The organism is Mesobacillus foraminis (genome assembly GCF_004340465.1).
Lineage (GTDB): Bacteria > Bacillota > Bacilli > Bacillales > Cytobacillaceae > Mesobacillus_B > Mesobacillus_B foraminis.
On the sequence record NZ_SLVV01000012.1, the window covers coordinates 19,533 to 36,065 of the forward strand.

Here is a 16,533-nt window from a genome sequence, read left to right on the forward strand (position 1 = left end):
GGATTTCTAAGAGGAAACAGCGAATTCTTAGAGGAAAACTTAATATGATATTCCTATGAACAAATTGAATGAATGGGGAGGATATCTCCATGGATTTAGATTTAATCATGGATATAATCGAAAAAAATGGCTATCTGGGGCTTTTTTTATGGCTTTGGTTCGGGGTGTTTGGCCTCCCGGTTCCAAACGAGGTCATATCAATGACAGTCGGTTTAGCTGCATCACTGGGGGCGCTGCACCCCGTACCGGCCTTTGTGGTTACATATTGCGGCATATTAGCTGCATTGACAACCCTTTATTTGCTTGGCCGTCTTGTCGGGAGGAGATTAATCAGCACCCTGGAGAAAAGGAAACGTTTTTCTAATGCATTGAAAAAATCCTTGCGATTGCTGGAAAGGTACCATGCATTATCATTGTCATTCAGCTATTTCATTCCGGGAGTCAGAAACTTCCTCCCTTTGCTGTACGGATTCAGCAGGCTTCCGTATCGAAGCTTCGCACTATTTGCCTACAGCGGTGCATTTATATGGCTGCTGGTGGTCTTTTCAATCGGCTATCTCTTTGGTGACAATGTAGAGGTAGTTGGGAAATATGGAGAAGAATTGGCTGTTGGTGCTTCATTAACTGCATTGGGTCTGATCACCGCAAGGCTCGTCAGGAAGAAAAAAGGCAGCAGAATGAAGGCATTAGACAGATGACGGCATATGAGCCGCGATTAAAAATAGGCAGGAGGGTCAACGTGGACCTGAATAAAACACTACTCGGTGCACTCGGAATTGAGATTGTAGACTTGCAGAAGGGAAAGGCAGTTGCGACCATGCCTGTGGATGAACGAACCAGGCAGCCTTTTGGACTTTTGCATGGAGGGGCTTCAGTGGCTTTGGCAGAAACAGTAGCCAGTATTGGTGCCTATGAGCTTGTCGATAAGGAAAGGGAAGCAGTAGTCGGTCTTGAAATCAATGCCAACCATATACGGGGCAAGCGGGACGGGATGGTTACAGCAACGGGAACCGTGCTGCATCACGGAAAAACGACAATGGTCTGGGAGATTAAAATAACAGATGAAGACAACAATCTGATTTCGATATCGAGATGCACCATAGCCGTGATAAAAATTAATCCACAGTGATAAAAAGGTGCTCCCTTTAAAAGGGACTGCACCTTTTAATGGTAAATTCTTATGGATCCCTTGTTATTGAAACTTGCCGGGATTGGGGACGTAAAACTCAACCAGTCCGCATTCCGGGCATACAAAAGGGCAGATATCATCCATTTGTTTTGTATCGGGACCAAACAGTCCGGCACCTTCCCCTTTTTTATAAACCCTCAACGGCCCAGCGTGATCAAGCTGTCCTTCGGTCAACCCTACCTTACATTTTGGACAAGTATGTTCCACTGAATAAACTCCTTTCGTATGTAAAAACTTACAAAATGTCCCATAACTTACAAGTTACCCTTAAAATTGTATGTATATGGAAAACCCTATTTAATCTTATAAGTGGCAAAACATTCTGTCAACTATGAGTTCTTTTAGCTATACCGTTTCCCCTTCAGTAGGGTTGAGCATGAGGACCCAACTGAATGCCAGCAGACCCCCTTTAAGTATCTTTTATACTCTTTCTTTAGGACACTTTCGATTAGCCCTTCTTATTTGGTAATAATCCCTGATTTTTATGAATCTTTCGCTTATACTTTCGGAATATTCTTCTTCAAAGAAAAAAGAGGTGACTTCAAAGGCCATTATAAGCGACCTTCAAAATCATCCTCTTTTGTTAACAATCTAGGATTTCCTATGATTCATTTTTTTTCGGTCCCGGCCCAAATCATCAACCACGCTCTTGCCCCAAAGCTTGACTCCTGAATTATAGGCCGCCCGGCTGATGAGATGGCCGGCAACAGGGGAGGTCATAAAGATAAACGCTATACCAAGGAGGAGGCGCGAATTAAAATGGTTTTCAATGAAATAAAAATAGATCAGGGTACCGAGAAGTGTAAGCATTACTCCCAGAGTGGCACTCTTGGAAGCTGCATGGTTCCTTGTATAGACATCAGGGAGCCTGATCAGGCCAAATGCTGCTACGAGGCTTAAAAAAGCTCCAAGCAAAATAAATATCCCTACAAACATTTTAATAATTTCCGTCTCTGTCACTTTCCATGATCACTCCCTTCTCAAGATACTTTGAAAAGGCCACCGTGCCGATAAATGCCAGAATCCCGATCAGGAGGATGATATCGAGGAATTCGCTAGTTCTTAAAGCAATGGAACCTAGGGCGACAACCGCTACAAGGTTAATTCCGATTGCATCCAGCGCCACTACACGATCCGGCATGGTGGGTCCCTTGATCACCCGGTAAATGAGCCCCAGCATGGATAGAGAGAAGCAAAAGATGGAGACATAAATCACCATTTCAAACATTAGCGGCTCACCTCCATAATTGCCTTTTCAAATGAATTCTTGATGCTGTCGACCGCCTCATTTATGTCTTCGATGTCCATGGCATGGATGTACAAGGTTTTGTTGTCAAACGATACATCCACTACAAGTGTCCCGGGGGTCAAAGTAATCAGATTCGCAAGAACGGTGATTTCCCAATCTTTTTTCAATTCGGTCGGGAGCGCAAAAATTCCTGGTTTAATATTCAGTTTAGGCCTGAGCACCAGCTTGAGCACAGACCAGTTTGCGAGAAACAGCTCCTTTATAAAAAGAAGGAACAAGACTGCGACCGCATTGACTCGCACCAAATAAAAACGGGAATCGAAAAAACGTCTGAACACATAGATGATGAGCAGGCCAAAGAAATATCCGACAAAGAATGATGCCGGTGTGTAGGATGATTTCAGGAACATCCACACAAAAGCTAAAAAGAAATTAAGCAAAATCTGAAATGCCATCGCCCACTACTCCTTTAATACTGCATTGATATAGATTTCCGGGTTGCTCAGTGTCTCGGCAGCAAGAGAGATGATTGGATACAGGGCTTCAGTACCCAGTCCGTAAAGAACAGCAAATGCGGTTAATACTGCAGGGGCAGCAAGAAGCCATTTTGCTGGTACAGGTTCCTGCTGTCGATAGGCCCGGGGTGAACCCCAAAAAACATTGATAAAGATTTTCATGACAGAGAACAGGACGAAAAGACTGGATAGCAGGACAATTCCAGCGCCCCAGTAATTTCCGCTTTCTAGTCCGGAACGGACGATCAGGACCTTACCGGCAAATCCACTTAAAGGCGGGATACCTGCCAATGCAAGTGCTGCAATGAAGAAGGTCCAGGCGAGCCCGGGATATTGGTGAATCAATCCGCCCATTTTCTTGATGCTGCTCGTTCCTGTAATTTTAACAATAATGCCGATCAGCAGGAATAACGCAGCTTTTATGATCATGTCATGAATGAGGTAAAAGACCGAACCAGCCAGAGATTCTTCTGTAAGTGTAGCCACCCCAAAAAGAATCACTCCTACTGCAACAATGACGTTATAAATGATGATTTTTTTTACGTCGGAGTAGGCAATTGCACCAATCACACCAACAATAATGGTGAAAATGGACAAAATCTCGAGAAGCCCGTGCGTATAGCCTGTGTCATGATAGAAAAACAAAGTATAGGTCCTGGTGATCGAGTAAACCCCTACCTTCGTCAGGAGGGCACCAAACATCGCCATGACAGGGGCGGGTGGTGCGTAATAAGACCCAGGGAGCCAGAAGTAAAGCGGGAAAATCGCTCCTTTGATCCCAAATACAAGCAGGAAAAATACGGCAATTACGGTAACAATTCCTGGCTGGCCAATCTGGCTGATCCTTTCGGAAATGTGGGCCATGTTCAACGTGCCGACAACGGAATACAGATAGGCAACAGCAATCACGAACAAAGCTGATGAAATCACATTAACCAGTATGTATTTGATAGTTTCCCGAAGTTGAATCTTGGTCCCGCCGAGAACAAGCAGAACATAAGATGCCATCAGCATGACCTCAAAAAATACAAACAAGTTAAAAATATCGCCTGTCGTGAAGGCCCCGTTGATTCCTAGAACAAGGAAGAAGAAAACAGGATAGTAAAAGAAACTCTCCCGCTCTTTTCCGATGGAGCGGAAAGAATACAGCAGGCAGGCAAGCGCAATGACGCTTGTTGTCAGGACAAGAAGTGCCGACAGCATATCCGACACGAGCGTAATGCCAAAGGGAGCCTCCCAGTTGCTTAAATTCATGGTTTGAATCCCGTCCTGATAAACCGCAACAGCCAGGTAGAGAGCCGAAAGCACCATCAGCAAGGAACTGATCACAGAAATAAGCTTCTGAACCGGGATGTTCTTGCTGAAGAAAATCAGGATGATTCCTGTCAATAGTGGTATCAGTATAGGCAAGATAATTAAACTATTCATTTCCTTCCTTTCCTCTCATGCGATCCATGTTATCAGTTCCAAGCTCCTGATACGCACGGTAGGCGAGAACCAGGAAAAAGGCTGTTACTCCAAAGCTGATAACAATGGCTGTCAGAATTAAAGCCTGCGGGAGCGGATCGGCATAGGCTTCAGCATGCTGTCCCAGCAGGGGGGCGGCCCCGCGTTTCAACCCGCCCATGGTCAGGATCAGCAAATGGGCTCCATGGCTAAGGAGGCCTGTACCGACAATAATTCGAAGCAAGCTTTTAGACAGCATAAGATAAGTTGCTGACATAAATAAAATTCCAATTAGAAAAGCCATTAATATTTCCATTATTCGCTCTCTCCAATCGTCTGAATAATGGTCATCGTTACACCGATGACAACAAGGTAAACCCCCGTATCAAATAGCACAGCGGTGTGAAGCGATGTTTTCCCGAGCAGCGGAAGGTCCACATACGTAAAGGCATGGGTCAGGAAAGGCACCCCGAAAAGGAGCCCTCCTGCAGCCGTGCCTGCCGCAAACAGCAAGCCCACTGCAATCATCTTCTTATAATCAACCGGAAGGATGGTGGTCACAGTCTTGATGTCATATGCGAGCAGCATCAGCACGATGGCACCGGATGTCATCAGCCCTCCGACAAATCCTCCCCCGGGATGGTAATGGCCGGCAAAAAACATATAGAGTGAGAAGAGGACGATGAGGAACAGAATCACTTTTGAAACGGTCTGCAAAATGAGATCATTTGTCTTCATCCTTGTTCTTTCCCCCTTGTCATTCGCAGTTTGATCATCGCAAAGATTCCAAGGGCTGCAATTCCGAGCACTGTAATTTCAAACAAAGTATCAAACCCGCGGAAATCTACGAGAATGACGTTCACCATGTTTTCTCCGCCAGCTTTTTTATACGTATTTTCAACGTAGTATTCCGAAATGGAATTAAACTCTTTATTGCTGTGCGCCGACAGGGCAATCAGAGTGACAATGGCGCCTACTCCGATGGATACAAGCAGGTTGCCCAGCTTAAAGCCCATTCGCTCCTCATTTTTCCCGAGCTTCGGCAAGTGGTAAAAGCACAGGAGGAACAAAGCGACCGATACTGTTTCAATCACCAGCTGGGTCAAAGCGAGATCCGGAGCCCTGAAGATGACAAAGAACAGGGAAACCGTGTACCCCACAGCACCCAGCAGGATGATGGAGGTCAATCTGGATTTGGAAAACAGGATGGTGATCGAGCTAATTGCAATAATCGCCGCAAGCACCACTTCAAAGTAGTGAATGTTGGCAACATTTGAAGTATCAAGCTTAAATGCATTTTTATAGACCATCGTTGTCCCTAAAATAAAAATCATAAAAGTGAATATATAAACCAGGTAGGTACGGATAAATCCATTCATGTACAAACCTGTAAAACGCATGGCCCCCAGCTGGGTCTTTTCAAGCCCTGTATCGTAAAAACGATTGAGGGAGAACCGTTCCGGCATTCTGTTATAGATACCCGACCAGCGCGGCAGGTTCCTGTAAAGCAGGATACCGGCAATTATCACTCCTGCTGTCATCCATAGCTCGGGCGAATCGAAGCCATGCCAATGAGAGATATGCACATGGAACTCATGGCCTTCCGCTAACAGGGAAGGAAGGATCGCGCCCATGACCGACTCAATAAGTGTTTCAATAATATTGGGAAACAGGCCAATGATAACGACCAGCGACACAAGGATAACAGGCGGAATCAGCATGCCGACCGGTGCCTCGTGCGGCTTTTTCTCCAGCTTTTCCGGCTGATATTTTCCCGTAAAGGTTTTGAATACAAGGATCATGCTGTATAAAAAAGTAAATACGCTGGCGATCCAGGCTACAATAGGAAACAAGATTCCCAGCGTTTCAAAGTTAAACAGCCCGATCTCCTTTGCCCTAAGCATTCCTGTAAAGAACATTTCCTTGCTGAGGAAGCCGTTGAATGGAGGCAAGCCTGCCATTGAGAATGTTCCAATCGCAGCCAGTGTAAACGTAATAGGCATGAGAGTCATCAAGCCGCCGAGTTTCCGAATATCGCGCGTACCGGTCTCATGATCCACGATTCCAACAACCATGAAAAGGCTGCCTTTAAAAGTGGCATGGTTAATCAAATGGAACACAGCCGCCGTTATGGCCACGGTATAAAAGCCGTCTTCAACATTCCCGTAATGGAGGGCAATGCCGCCAACACCCAGCATGGACATGATCATCCCGAGCTGGCTGATGGTTGAATAAGCAAGGATGCCCTTAAGGTCGTTATGCTTAACTGCAGAAAATGAGCCCCAGAACAGCGTCAGGATTCCAATTCCGGCAACCAGCCATACCCATAGACCCGAAACGGCAAAGACAGGTGTCAGCCTGGCAACTAAATAAATCCCCGCCTTAACCATGGTAGCGGAATGCAGGTAGGCACTGACAGGGGTCGGAGCCTCCATCGCATCCGGGAGCCATATATGGAACGGAAACTGGGCCGATTTTGTAAAAGCGCCCAAAAGAAAACAGATCAGGGCAGGTATGAAAAATTGGTGGCCGGTTATCTCGCCAGCCATGCCGATAATTTCTGAAATGCTGAACGTCCCGGTCATCAAATAAAGAAGAAGGATGCCCCCCAGCATAGATAAACCGCCAAACACTGTGATCAGCATCGACTTTTGCGCCCCATAGCGCGACCTCTCCCTATGGTTCCAGTAGCCGATCAGCAGGAAGGAGGAGAAGCTGGTCAGCTCCCAGAAGGAGTATAGGACAATGAGGTTGTCCGAGAGTACCACTCCGAGCATGGCCCCCATGAACAGCAGCAAATAGACATAAAACTGGTTCAGTTTTTCCTTTTCTTTAGACAAATAGAAAATCGAGTACAGAACAACCAATGCCCCGATCCCGGTTATCAGCAAGGCGAACAGCAGGCCGAGCCCATCGATTCTTGCTGCGAAGTCAATACCCAGGGAAGGAATCCAGGGCAGCGTTTCTGTTACTGATTCGCCGTGGGCGGTTTCAGGAAAGTATGACATAAAGTAGAAAAACAACAGGGCTGGAAGCGGCAGGAGAAACCAGCCTGTATGAATTTTATGAAAATACTTATGTAGCATCGGAATAAAGATAGCCAAAATTAAAGGTGAAATGATGGCAAAATGAAGCAATGACAAATTCGTAGCCTCCCTTGTAAAATAATTCTGTTTTTCGATGTTGCCCCCATGTTTTAGTTTTTAACCAATGCCGTACTTAAATACCAAACTCGACAAATTGTGCCAAGCTGCAACACAAATTATAACCTAAATAAAACACCTATGCATGTATCCGACCCCTGCCGCACTCCCTAGGTATAAAACCGGCTGAAAATGGAACCCTATGGAAGTAAGGGGGATGTTTATGGCGAAAAAGGTTTTTATCTGTTTATCCCTATTTTTTCTGATGCTTGCCGGGGGTTTTATGCTGAACCGGCAGGAAAGCCGGAGTTCAGAGCGGCAGGCAGCTGAAAACAGGGATGGGAGGATTCAAGTCCAGCAATTAGAAAACAACTCTGCCCTTGGGATTGACCCCCAGCAAATCTTTGCTCCAAGGGAGTATGTAAAGATTATCCAAATCAAGGGTGAATAGGCAAAAGAGGGTGAACAAAGTTCATCCTCTTTTTTGTAGTACGGACGAAAACAAAAAAAGTTCTCAAATAAAGCAAAAAAATGCATAAAAGATTATTAAGGGAAATATAAAATTGCAGAAAAGTTAAAAAAATAGGCCGGAATCGTGGTATAATAGTATAAAAAATTTATTGAATTTCCAGCTATAAGATCTTAGGAAAGTTGGGGGAACATGAAAGAAAAAAAACGGGCCATATTTATTGATTTCGAGTTCACAATGCCTGACCGCCACGGCAGGCGAAAGGGATTTTATCAGGAAATTATAGAGGCTGGAATTGTTCTGGTCGAAAATGGCCAAATAGTTGAACAGTTTTCTTCCTATGTAGCCCCAATCAGGTTTCCTGTTTTGTCCGAAAGATGCAAGTCGTTTTTGAATATTACCCAGGAACAGGTGGATACAGGAATTTCCTTTCAAGAGCTTGTGAACCGTCTGGGCAGGATGGGGCAGCTGCCTGCATCTATTATCACCTGGGGAAACATGGACATGAAAGTCCTCCGCCATAATTGCCAGCAGGCAGGGCTTCCGTTCCCGCTTAAGGGAGCTGAAGTGGATCTTTCGATGGAATATAAGAGGTTCTTTGGTGACCAGAATCAGACCGGGCTGTGGAAAGCCGTGCAGGAGTATGGCAGAGAAGGGACGGGAAGGCACCATCGTGCGCTTGATGACGCCCTGACAACCTACCATATTTACAAACTGGTGGAAAAAGATAAGCAATACCTTGAGCGCCCGAAGCCGACCACAATTGGCGACCGCGTCGATTTTTCCAAGCTTTTGAATAAATTTGCCTGAAGAGCCAGTCAACCAATGTGTTAACTGGCTTTCTTGCGGCTGTATTCAACTATTGAAATAGTCTTTTTCAAGTGTATCGATGTTTTTGAGGCTTTGTTCCGCCCACTCCGATGAATCCGCTTTTAACTGGTCCCGGATTTTTGCAATTGCTTCCCTGAGAGAGACCTGATAGTCCGGGATTTCTCCTTCGTAATGCTTCACCATCTGTTTAGGGATGTTTGCCTGTTCCCTGCAGGCGAGGGCCCGTCTTTCATGGAAAAAAACACCTTCTGCATCCCTGGGGCTGTGAAGGTCTCCTTGCGTCGGATGCTTTGTGACACCAAGTACACGCACAAGATAGGCTTGCGGCCTGATGTCTGTGATCTCCCCAATATATTTCCCGGTTTTATAAATGGCTGTTACCTTGTCTCCAACCTTGAACTCGCTCATCATATTCAGCTCCCCTGAAAGAATGTAAACAACTGGATTATTTCAATATCATGGTTTATATTATGGGACAAGTAAAACTAAAAACAAAGCAGAAACTATAAGTTTATGAAAAGGCAAGGAGTGTTTGTATGCGGAAACTGCTAATGGTTCCACTATTATTGTCATTCATGCTTCTCGGCGCATGCGGGACGAATACCGAAAATACTAATGAAGAAGGAGGGCAATCCGGGAAAAACGGAGAACAATCCAGTCCTAAGGATTTTCCTCAATTGACATCAGAGGTTGCGGATAATGAAAGGCTGATTGAGATGGAGACATCCATGGGAAAAGTGAAAATTAAGCTGTTCCCTGAACAGGCTCCAAAAGCGGCAGAAAACTTCATCACTCACAGCGAGGAGGGCTATTACAATGGCCTGACCTTCCACAGGGTCATCAATGATTTCATGATTCAGGGCGGAGATCCTGAAGGAACAGGAAGAGGCGGAGAAAGTATATATGGCGAGCCTTTTGAAGACGAATTCTCAGACAGCTTGTTTCATATCCGCGGTGCATTATCCATGGCAAACTCAGGTCCGAACACAAACGGAAGCCAGTTTTTTATTGTCCAAAGTAAAAATCTTCAGGGAGAAGTCGATGGGAAATACCCTGATGCAATAGCCTCAGCCTATCAAGAGGAAGGCGGGGCTCACTGGCTCGACGGCAAACATACTGTATTTGGCCAGGTAATCGAGGGGATGGACGTTGTAGACAGGATTGCTGGAGCTGAAGCGGTGGAATCAAAGCCGAAAGAGGAGATTATCATTAAAAAGATCAACATTTTAAAGTAGGTGGCTTCTTTTGCCGGGGCAACTTTCGCATTGGAAAGAGGCTTCCCCATGTTATAATAGTGTAGAATGACTGCCGCCGGGCAGAAAGGAAGCTAGCTTTATGAATTGGTTGATACTCTCATTATTTCTGTACTTTCCTGAGGATAAGTCCGAATATATTCCAGCTGCCATTTGGTTAATGATCTTCTTTGTCGCTGCAGCCATTACCATGAGGTTCATTATCCGAATTTCCAAAAAAGAAGCTCAAAAAGCAAAAGAATATGAAAAGGCTTTGCAGCAGAGAATGGCAGAAGACAGCAAAAATAGTTGACCAGTGAAGGAGGTGTCCCGGGAAGGGGCATCTCTTTGTTTTTATTATGCAAGGTGGAGAAGATTCGGATACATTGTTTTATGACTTCTTTTGCGCGTAGGAGGGATTTAGGAGACCCTTCTCGAGGGGAGAAGGAGGGGAGGGAAGGTAGCCAAGTTCTACGTGACCATTTAGGAGGGGAGAAGAAGGGGAAGGGAACATAGCCAGGTTCTACGTGACCATTTTGGAGAGCGGAATAAGGAAAAGGGAACATAGCCAGGTTCTACGTGACCATTCCGGAGGGTGGAATAAGGAAAAGGGAAGGTAGCCAGGTTCTACGTGACCATTTTGGAGGGCGGAATAAGGAAAAGGGAACATAGCTAGGTTCTACGTGACCATTCCGGAGGGTGGAATAAGGAAAAGGGAAGGTAGCCAGGTTCTACGTGACTATTCCGGAGGTGCAGTATGAGGGAAAGGGACCGTAGCCAAGATCAGGATCTGCATACCTTTTTCTCAGCGTAAAGAAGGTAACTTAGACGTTATTTACGGGGCAACCCAGAGAATGAAGAGGAGAAAGGTCACGCAGGTGTTCTTTACACGCCCTTCCACCTGGGCTTTATGAGGGATAGGCACCATAACTCTCTCTTTTTCCCCGTGCTCCTCCCCTAAAATCCACAGACGGGAAGCAATGAATTGCTTCCCGTCTGTATTACAGAGTCGTTCCTGTCGATACCTTAGGAAAACGCCTTTTTAAGCCGCTCCAAACCATCTCTTAAAGTATCGCGAGGGCAGGCAAAGTTAAGGCGAACAAATCCTTCTCCGCCCGGTCCGTATTTTGCCCCGGGTTCTAGAGCCAGTTTTCCTTTGTTCAGAAGTCGGTCCTTAATTTCGTCGTCTGATAGTCCCATCTTCCGGCAGTCGAGCCAAATCAGATAGGTGCTGTCTGGAACCACTGGGGTAATCCCGGGGATATTGGCTTTGATATAATCAACAATTTCATCGCGGTTCTCTTTCAGATAATCCAGAAGTTCTTCCAGCCATCCTTCTCCATGCAGATAGGCTGCCTGCATTCCGGTGATGCCAAAAATATTGAGGCCGAAAAACGCGTTTCTATGCTGATGCTCCTTGAACCTTTTTTGAAGGTCGGCATCCGGAATGATGACAGCGGAAGCCTGAAGGCCAGCAAGGTTAAATGTTTTGCTCGGTGCAATGCAGGTCAGGGTAATCTTTGCATATTCTTCCTTCAACGAGGCAATTGGAATATGGCGATGCGGTGAATATACCAGATCTGAATGGATTTCATCAGATAAAATCAAACAGTCGTACTGTACGCACAGATCGCCAATTTTAATAAGTTCCTCTTTGGTCCAGACCCTGCCACCTGGATTATGCGGGTTGCAAAGCAGAAAGAGCTTTACACCTTGCTTAAGCTTGTTTTCAAAATCATCAAAATCGATTTCGTATTTCCCTTCTTTATAGATTAGGGTAGAGTTGACAACTGTTCGTCCGTTTTCTTCCGTCATCCCGAAAAAAGGAGTATAGACGGGTGACTGGAGCATGACTTTATCTCCAGGGTCTGTAAACGCCTGTATCGCCATACTAATGGTGGGTACAACACCCGGGCTGTAAAAAAGCCAGGACTTCCTGATTTCCCAGCCATGCCGTTTTTTTACCCAGCCTTGAACAGCTTTCGATGCGGAAGGAGTGATAAAGGTATAGCCATATATCCCGTGGTTTACACGATCCGTGATGGCTTCACTTACTTCGCTGGGAGGCTTGAAGTCCATATCAGCCACCCACATGGGCAGAACATCTCCTGTTCCATAAACCTCACGGGTCATCTCCCACTTAACGGAGGCTGTCTGCAGCCTGTCGATCACTTCATTAAAATTATAATTACCCATTTTTGCACCATCCTCCTGTATACATTTCTAAATCCACTGTCTTCATGATAAAATAGTTTTGATAAAAAGTGAAAAATATAGGTGATGATATGGAAATACAAGAACTCAACCGCCAGCTGGTAAAAATCCTGAATGAATGGGATCCATTTGGGCGCGGCCAAGGGGAATACGATCCGGAGATTGCAGATGTGATTTACGCTGTTCAAGAGATGGACAAGCCGCATGACCTGGCTATCAAGGTACAATCGATCTATGAATACTCCTTCGAAGAGCTGCTCCCTTTTGACAGTTGTTTATTGCTGGCCGAAACCTTGCTCGCAGTGAAGGAACAGGGATCCTGCGATTTATAATAAGACGGCAGACTGCAATCAGCAGCTGCCGTTTGCTGTATCTGAACCATGCTCCCTTAGAAAACCTTTGATGTGCCGGCAGACTTCCTGTGGCCTTTCCTCCGGAACCAGGTGGCCTGTTTCCTTAAGTACAATGAGCCGGGATTCAGGAAGGTCCTGATGCAGCCGCTTTCCTATATGTAGGGGGACTACTTTGTCGTGTTCTCCCCATATTAGCAAGCAGGGTTCTTTAACCTGACGGATGGCATCGGCAGGAAGATCTCCTTCGTGATGGCGGATCATCCGGGCCAATCCTTTGAAAATGCCGTTTTCAAGAAATGGAGACAAATAGCCTTCCCTCATTTCCTCGGTAATCATCGAGTGGTCATAGACAACATTTCTTAAATTCTGCTCGACTCCGGACCGGCCCAGATAGTATTTTACATAGAGATATGAGAATGGCAGGTAACTTAAAAGTATGAGTGGGAGCTTCGATCTCTTGGAATATCCGGAACTGCAGAGAAGGACGGCTTTTTTTGCACTTCCTGGGTAATGGTAAAGCAAGTTCAACGAAATCTGCCCTCCCATTGAGTGACCGATAAGAGTATACTGGCTGATTTTAAGTGTTTGCATGAGTGAGGCAACTGCCCCGGCAAGACTTTTAAAAGAGTATTTGAAATTTGAGGAGGACTTCCCGCTTTTCCCAAATGGAGGCAAGTCTACTGATACAACGGAATACTCCTCCTTCAGCAATGGCACGAGATGCCTGAAGCTGAATAAGGAGGATAAAAATCCGTGCAGCAGGACAACTGTCTCTTTTGAAGTAGGATGGGCATACTGCTCATAGTAGAGATCAATTCCGTCAATGTTCTTGTACCCGGAAAAATAGTCTGTTTCCATTGTTATCAACTCCTGGATTTGGAAATATTTTATATTCTTCCCTGCTTCTGCTTATCCACACATATTAAAACTTCAAAATCGCAAAAATGAGCGTATGATGTTTCTGACTATTTTGATATAATAGGCTTATTTGAAGCACTTAGGAGGACTTTATGAAACTCACCGAGAAGGAAATAGAAATTATTGAAATTCTGGAAAAAAATTCACGTACCTCGAATGATGACCTGGCAGCTATGATCGGCCTTCCCATAAATGAAACTGAAGAGGTTCTCCGGAAACTGGAGGAACTAAAAATTATCGTCAGGTACACTTCTGTAGTCGACTGGTCTAAAATACAGGGACATGAAGGCGTGACGGCCATGATCGATGTTAAGGTCACTCCAAAGCGGGGTGTCGGCTTTGATGATATTGCCAAGCGCATTTACCGTTTCAAAGAGGTGAAATCGGTTTACTTAATGTCAGGTGCATATGATTTGTCGGTCATTATCGAAGGCGGCTCGATGAACGAGGTTGCCCGGTTTGTTTCGGACAAGCTTTCAACGCTCGATTCCGTTATTTCTACAACTACCCATTTTATTTTAAAGAAATATAAACACGATGGCACCATTTTTGAACCTGAAGAAGAAGATAAGCGGATCGTGGTGTCTCCATAATGAAAACAAAGAAATCTTATCTATCCAGAACAGTTAGTGAAATCAAGCCCTCTGGGATTCGTCGCTTCTTTGACCTGGCCTCGGGAATGGAAGGCGTTATTTCCCTTGGGGTGGGGGAACCGGATTTTATTACACCATGGTCGGTCAGAGAGGCTGCCATCCTTTCGCTGGAAGAAGGTTATACTTCCTATACTGCTAATGCAGGGCTTTTGGAGCTCAGGCAGGAAATTGCATCCTATTTGTCAAAGGCCTTCAAACTTCATTATTCCCCGGAATCCGAAATCATTGTGACAGTCGGTGCGAGCCAGGCCATTGATATTGCTTTAAGGTCAGTTGTCGATCAAGGTGATGAGGTCATTGTGGTCGAGCCTTGTTTTGTTTCCTACAGTCCGCTCGTTTCTCTTGCCGGAGGCACGCCTGTTCCTGTTCAGGCTCCCAAGGAACGCGGATTTAAAATCACCTCGGATATCCTTGAAGAAGCGGTAACAGATAGAACGAAAGCAATCATGATCTGCTCGCCGAATAATCCGACCGGCACCCTTTTGGAAAAGGAGGATCTTCAGGCCATTGCCGAAATTGCGGAGCGCTATGATTTACTGGTGATTTCAGATGAAATTTACGCCGAGCTGTCTTATGACTCGGGTTATACCAGCATGGCGGCCATTGATGGCATGCGGGAAAGGACCATTCTCATATCCGGATTTTCCAAAGGGTTTGCCATGACTGGATGGAGGCTTGGATATGTCTGCGCACCGAAGGAGATTTCGGGAGCGATGCTTAAAATCCATCAATACGCGATGATGTGTGCTCCCACAATGGCGCAGCACGCTGCTTTGGAAGCCCTGAAGAATGGGGCCAATGAAGTGGAGGAAATGAGGAAAAGCTATCGGCGGAGGAGAAATTATATGGTCAGTTCCTTTAATGAGCTGGGCCTGAGCTGCCATTCGCCAGGTGGAGCTTTCTATGTATTTCCATCCATTGAGTCCACCGGTTTGTCTTCAGAACAATTCGCCGAAAAACTGCTGCTGGAAGAAAAGGTTGCTGTCGTACCCGGCAATGTCTTCGGTGAAAGCGGAGAAGGATTTATCCGGTGTTCCTACGCCACCTCCATCGAACAGCTGCAGGAAGCCGTCAGACGGATCGGCAGCTTCCTCGAAAAAATCAAATCATAAAAAAGAGGGCAGCCCGGCATGGGCTGCCCTAAAAAAGGGGGAATACTAGAAAGCCTTATGCTATCAGCATAACCAGTTTCCCTGTTTTTATACATATTCTGCCTACACTCCTGTTTCTTTTGCAAAATCGGAGGCAGGGACATCGAGAACGGTTGATATTTTTAACAAAGTTTGGGTATCAGGTGTTTTCTCATCTGCTTCGTACTTTTCAATCGTATGTTTTCCGACCCTGATTCTTAAAGCAAGCTCTTCCAGGCTCATCTTCCGCTCTTCGCGGATATTTTTAATTTTTTCTCCAATAGAAGCCATTCCCCTTCACCCCTTAAAAAATAATTCTCTATACGTTATTTTATCATGATTATCCAGGAAGGTTAGTTAATTATTTGAACATTTAGTTAATTTATGCAATGGAAGGTTACTTTGATATGGAGCGCCAACTGTGCTATAATTTTATATTGCGTATAAATGGGATAAAATAAATATATTCTTAGGAGTGTTTTCATGTCAGAGAAAATCGAAACAGGCAGCATTTTAACAGGAAAGGTGACAGGTATCCAGCCTTATGGTGCATTTGTAGCACTTGATGAGAATACACAGGGGCTTGTTCATATTTCAGAAATTACCCACGGCTATGTCAAGGATATTAATGAACATCTAAAAGTGGGAGATGAAGTACAGGTAAAGGTATTATCAGTTGATGAAGCAGCTGGTAAAATTGGCCTTTCCATTCGTGCGACGGAGGAAGCGCCTGAGCAGGCAGCAAAGCCAAAAAGACCGCGCAAGCGCCCTGCTGCCATCATCAGCCAGGACGACGATTCCCAGGGGTTCAATACTTTAAAAGACAAGCTTCAGGAATGGATTGCGCAGTCCAAGCAATAAGAACAGACGAAAAGCCGGGACTTCCCGGCTTTTTTTATGTCCTTAGAATGCAAAAAAATCCGCCAGTTGGCGGATTTGGTAAAATTATCGGTTTGGGTTTGTCTGAGGCTGTTTCTCTGCCTGTTCACTTGGAGCGAACAGAAGACCCAGATTAATTAAGCCGGCAAGACCAACTAATCCGTATACGATTCTGGAAATCCCTGCGTCCTGCCCTCCGAAAATGGATGCAACTAAATCAAATTGAAAAAATCCAACCAAACCCCAGTTAATTGCGCCAATAATAGTCAGAATTAATGCTATGCGTTGAAGTGTACTCAAGGTGCTGCTGCC

23 protein-coding genes are annotated in these 16,533 nt (G+C 45.3%); 10 read left to right on the forward strand and 13 right to left on the reverse strand.

Annotation, left to right across the window (positions count from 1 at the left end):
* The first annotated feature begins 89 nt into the window (after window positions 1-89).
* Together EV146_RS20860 and EV146_RS20865 are read left to right on the forward strand one after the other, a co-directional pair.
* The gene (locus EV146_RS20860) at window positions 90-698 is read left to right on the forward strand and encodes a DedA family protein (RefSeq protein ID WP_132010405.1); all 609 of its coding nucleotides are present in this window, start codon (window positions 90-92) and stop codon (window positions 696-698) included.
* A 41-nt stretch (window positions 699-739) separates the two neighbouring features.
* A complete protein-coding gene (locus EV146_RS20865) occupies window positions 740-1,129 on the forward strand; it encodes a hotdog fold thioesterase (RefSeq protein ID WP_132010407.1) in 390 nt (129 codons plus the stop codon).
* Between the two features lie 63 nt (window positions 1,130-1,192).
* On the opposite strand, the gene EV146_RS20870 is transcribed toward EV146_RS20865, so the two are convergent.
* The 8 genes from EV146_RS20870 to EV146_RS20905 all read right to left on the reverse strand — a co-directional run bounded on the left by EV146_RS20870 (window position 1,193) and on the right by EV146_RS20905 (window position 7,542).
* On the reverse strand, window positions 1,193-1,396 hold the full coding sequence (locus EV146_RS20870) for a hypothetical protein (protein WP_132010409.1): 204 nt from the start codon (window positions 1,394-1,396) through the stop codon (window positions 1,193-1,195).
* A 384-nt stretch (window positions 1,397-1,780) separates the two neighbouring features.
* Window positions 1,781-2,125 (reverse strand): monovalent cation/H(+) antiporter subunit G, encoded by a 345-nt coding sequence (gene mnhG, locus EV146_RS20875; protein ID WP_132010663.1) that lies wholly within the window; start codon window positions 2,123-2,125, stop codon window positions 1,781-1,783.
* 1 nt (window position 2,126) lies between these two features.
* Window positions 2,127-2,417, reverse strand: a complete 291-nt coding sequence (locus EV146_RS20880; protein WP_132010411.1) for a Na(+)/H(+) antiporter subunit F1 — start codon at window positions 2,415-2,417, stop codon at window positions 2,127-2,129.
* The gene (locus EV146_RS20885; RefSeq protein ID WP_121611187.1) at window positions 2,417-2,893 is read right to left on the reverse strand and encodes a Na+/H+ antiporter subunit E; all 477 of its coding nucleotides are present in this window, start codon (window positions 2,891-2,893) and stop codon (window positions 2,417-2,419) included. The genes EV146_RS20880 and EV146_RS20885 overlap by 1 nt, the downstream gene beginning before the upstream one ends.
* Before the next feature lie 6 nt (window positions 2,894-2,899).
* On the reverse strand, window positions 2,900-4,381 hold the full coding sequence (locus EV146_RS20890) for a Na+/H+ antiporter subunit D (RefSeq protein WP_132010413.1): 1,482 nt from the start codon (window positions 4,379-4,381) through the stop codon (window positions 2,900-2,902).
* Window positions 4,374-4,715 carry a Na(+)/H(+) antiporter subunit C gene (locus EV146_RS20895; RefSeq protein WP_121611189.1) on the reverse strand — a complete coding sequence of 114 codons (342 nt, stop codon included), beginning with the start codon at window positions 4,713-4,715 and terminating at the stop codon, window positions 4,374-4,376. Before EV146_RS20895 ends, EV146_RS20890 begins: the two co-directional genes overlap by 8 nt.
* Window positions 4,715-5,137 (reverse strand): Na(+)/H(+) antiporter subunit B, encoded by a 423-nt coding sequence (locus EV146_RS20900; RefSeq protein WP_121611190.1) that lies wholly within the window; start codon window positions 5,135-5,137, stop codon window positions 4,715-4,717. The genes EV146_RS20895 and EV146_RS20900 overlap by 1 nt, the downstream gene beginning before the upstream one ends.
* Window positions 5,134-7,542 (reverse strand): Na+/H+ antiporter subunit A, encoded by a 2,409-nt coding sequence (locus EV146_RS20905; RefSeq protein WP_132010415.1) that lies wholly within the window; start codon window positions 7,540-7,542, stop codon window positions 5,134-5,136. Before EV146_RS20905 ends, EV146_RS20900 begins: the two co-directional genes overlap by 4 nt.
* A gap of 223 nt (window positions 7,543-7,765) precedes the next feature.
* On the opposite strand from EV146_RS20905, the gene EV146_RS20910 reads away from it, so the two are divergent.
* Together EV146_RS20910 and kapD are read left to right on the forward strand one after the other, a co-directional pair.
* Window positions 7,766-7,993, forward strand: a complete 228-nt coding sequence (locus EV146_RS20910; RefSeq protein WP_121611192.1) for a hypothetical protein — start codon at window positions 7,766-7,768, stop codon at window positions 7,991-7,993.
* A gap of 210 nt (window positions 7,994-8,203) precedes the next feature.
* Window positions 8,204-8,821, forward strand: a complete 618-nt coding sequence (gene kapD / locus EV146_RS20915; protein ID WP_121611193.1) for a 3'-5' exonuclease KapD — start codon at window positions 8,204-8,206, stop codon at window positions 8,819-8,821.
* A 45-nt stretch (window positions 8,822-8,866) separates the two neighbouring features.
* Here kapD and kapB read toward each other — a convergent pair whose 3' ends face one another.
* Complete coding sequence (kapB, locus tag EV146_RS20920) at window positions 8,867-9,250, reverse strand: kinase-associated lipoprotein KapB (RefSeq protein ID WP_132010665.1); 384 nt, start codon at window positions 9,248-9,250, stop codon at window positions 8,867-8,869.
* Between the two features lie 128 nt (window positions 9,251-9,378).
* Here kapB and EV146_RS20925 point away from each other — a divergent pair, with 128 nt between their 5' ends.
* Together EV146_RS20925 and EV146_RS20930 are read left to right on the forward strand one after the other, a co-directional pair.
* Window positions 9,379-10,077 carry a peptidylprolyl isomerase gene (locus EV146_RS20925; RefSeq protein WP_132010417.1) on the forward strand — a complete coding sequence of 233 codons (699 nt, stop codon included), beginning with the start codon at window positions 9,379-9,381 and terminating at the stop codon, window positions 10,075-10,077.
* Between the two features lie 100 nt (window positions 10,078-10,177).
* Entirely contained in the window at window positions 10,178-10,387 is a 210-nt protein-coding gene (locus EV146_RS20930; RefSeq protein ID WP_121611195.1) for a hypothetical protein, read from the forward strand.
* Window positions 10,388-11,100: 713 nt separating this feature from the next.
* Here the strand turns inward: EV146_RS20930 and EV146_RS20935 are convergent.
* Window positions 11,101-12,270 (reverse strand): MalY/PatB family protein, encoded by a 1,170-nt coding sequence (locus EV146_RS20935; RefSeq protein ID WP_132010419.1) that lies wholly within the window; start codon window positions 12,268-12,270, stop codon window positions 11,101-11,103.
* Window positions 12,271-12,359: 89 nt separating this feature from the next.
* Here EV146_RS20935 and EV146_RS20940 point away from each other — a divergent pair, with 89 nt between their 5' ends.
* Entirely contained in the window at window positions 12,360-12,620 is a 261-nt protein-coding gene (locus tag EV146_RS20940) for a DUF1871 family protein (protein ID WP_132010421.1), read from the forward strand.
* Between the two features lie 18 nt (window positions 12,621-12,638).
* Here the strand turns inward: EV146_RS20940 and EV146_RS20945 are convergent, their stop codons facing one another.
* The gene (locus EV146_RS20945) at window positions 12,639-13,499 is read right to left on the reverse strand and encodes an alpha/beta fold hydrolase (protein WP_132010423.1); all 861 of its coding nucleotides are present in this window, start codon (window positions 13,497-13,499) and stop codon (window positions 12,639-12,641) included.
* Between the two features lie 152 nt (window positions 13,500-13,651).
* Here EV146_RS20945 and EV146_RS20950 point away from each other — a divergent pair, with 152 nt between their 5' ends.
* Window positions 13,652-14,152, forward strand: coding sequence for an Lrp/AsnC family transcriptional regulator (locus tag EV146_RS20950; protein ID WP_132010425.1), 501 nt, complete (start codon window positions 13,652-13,654; stop codon window positions 14,150-14,152).
* Window positions 14,152-15,324 (forward strand): aminotransferase, encoded by a 1,173-nt coding sequence (locus EV146_RS20955; protein WP_132010427.1) that lies wholly within the window; start codon window positions 14,152-14,154, stop codon window positions 15,322-15,324. Before EV146_RS20950 ends, EV146_RS20955 begins: the two co-directional genes overlap by 1 nt.
* Before the next feature lie 102 nt (window positions 15,325-15,426).
* Here the strand turns inward: EV146_RS20955 and EV146_RS20960 are convergent, their stop codons facing one another.
* A complete protein-coding gene (locus EV146_RS20960) occupies window positions 15,427-15,633 on the reverse strand; it encodes a helix-turn-helix domain-containing protein (RefSeq protein ID WP_132010429.1) in 207 nt (68 codons plus the stop codon).
* A 192-nt stretch (window positions 15,634-15,825) separates the two neighbouring features.
* On the opposite strand from EV146_RS20960, the gene yugI reads away from it, so the two are divergent.
* On the forward strand, window positions 15,826-16,203 hold the full coding sequence (gene yugI, locus EV146_RS20965; protein WP_121611202.1) for a S1 domain-containing post-transcriptional regulator GSP13: 378 nt from the start codon (window positions 15,826-15,828) through the stop codon (window positions 16,201-16,203).
* Window positions 16,204-16,287: 84 nt separating this feature from the next.
* On the opposite strand, the gene EV146_RS20970 is transcribed toward yugI, so the two are convergent.
* On the reverse strand, window positions 16,288-16,521 hold the full coding sequence (locus EV146_RS20970; protein ID WP_121613904.1) for a DUF378 domain-containing protein: 234 nt from the start codon (window positions 16,519-16,521) through the stop codon (window positions 16,288-16,290).
* Window positions 16,522-16,533: the final 12 nt, after the last annotated feature.

What these genes read in the sequence shown, in the direction of transcription:
- EV146_RS20885 (WP_121611187.1), bottom strand. Translation starts at nt 2,893, where the DNA reads ATGGCATTTCAGATTTTGCTTAATTTCTTTTTAGCTTTTGTGTGGATG.
- kapB (WP_132010665.1), bottom strand. Translation starts at nt 9,250, where the DNA reads ATGAGCGAGTTCAAGGTTGGAGACAAGGTAACAGCCATTTATAAAACC.
- EV146_RS20960 (WP_132010429.1), bottom strand. Translation starts at nt 15,633, where the DNA reads ATGGCTTCTATTGGAGAAAAAATTAAAAATATCCGCGAAGAGCGGAAG.
- mnhG (WP_132010663.1), bottom strand. Translation starts at nt 2,125, where the DNA reads ATGTTTGTAGGGATATTTATTTTGCTTGGAGCTTTTTTAAGCCTCGTA.
- EV146_RS20860 (WP_132010405.1), top strand. Translation starts at nt 90, where the DNA reads ATGGATTTAGATTTAATCATGGATATAATCGAAAAAAATGGCTATCTG.
- EV146_RS20910 (WP_121611192.1), top strand. Translation starts at nt 7,766, where the DNA reads ATGGCGAAAAAGGTTTTTATCTGTTTATCCCTATTTTTTCTGATGCTT.
- EV146_RS20900 (WP_121611190.1), bottom strand. Translation starts at nt 5,137, where the DNA reads ATGAAGACAAATGATCTCATTTTGCAGACCGTTTCAAAAGTGATTCTG.
- EV146_RS20895 (WP_121611189.1), bottom strand. Translation starts at nt 4,715, where the DNA reads ATGGAAATATTAATGGCTTTTCTAATTGGAATTTTATTTATGTCAGCA.
- EV146_RS20950 (WP_132010425.1), top strand. Translation starts at nt 13,652, where the DNA reads ATGAAACTCACCGAGAAGGAAATAGAAATTATTGAAATTCTGGAAAAA.
- EV146_RS20935 (WP_132010419.1), bottom strand. Translation starts at nt 12,270, where the DNA reads ATGGGTAATTATAATTTTAATGAAGTGATCGACAGGCTGCAGACAGCC.
- EV146_RS20930 (WP_121611195.1), top strand. Translation starts at nt 10,178, where the DNA reads ATGAATTGGTTGATACTCTCATTATTTCTGTACTTTCCTGAGGATAAG.
- EV146_RS20955 (WP_132010427.1), top strand. Translation starts at nt 14,152, where the DNA reads ATGAAAACAAAGAAATCTTATCTATCCAGAACAGTTAGTGAAATCAAG.
- EV146_RS20925 (WP_132010417.1), top strand. Translation starts at nt 9,379, where the DNA reads ATGCGGAAACTGCTAATGGTTCCACTATTATTGTCATTCATGCTTCTC.
- yugI (WP_121611202.1), top strand. Translation starts at nt 15,826, where the DNA reads ATGTCAGAGAAAATCGAAACAGGCAGCATTTTAACAGGAAAGGTGACA.
- EV146_RS20890 (WP_132010413.1), bottom strand. Translation starts at nt 4,381, where the DNA reads ATGAATAGTTTAATTATCTTGCCTATACTGATACCACTATTGACAGGA.
- EV146_RS20940 (WP_132010421.1), top strand. Translation starts at nt 12,360, where the DNA reads ATGGAAATACAAGAACTCAACCGCCAGCTGGTAAAAATCCTGAATGAA.
- kapD (WP_121611193.1), top strand. Translation starts at nt 8,204, where the DNA reads ATGAAAGAAAAAAAACGGGCCATATTTATTGATTTCGAGTTCACAATG.
- EV146_RS20945 (WP_132010423.1), bottom strand. Translation starts at nt 13,499, where the DNA reads ATGGAAACAGACTATTTTTCCGGGTACAAGAACATTGACGGAATTGAT.
- EV146_RS20880 (WP_132010411.1), bottom strand. Translation starts at nt 2,417, where the DNA reads ATGTTTGAAATGGTGATTTATGTCTCCATCTTTTGCTTCTCTCTATCC.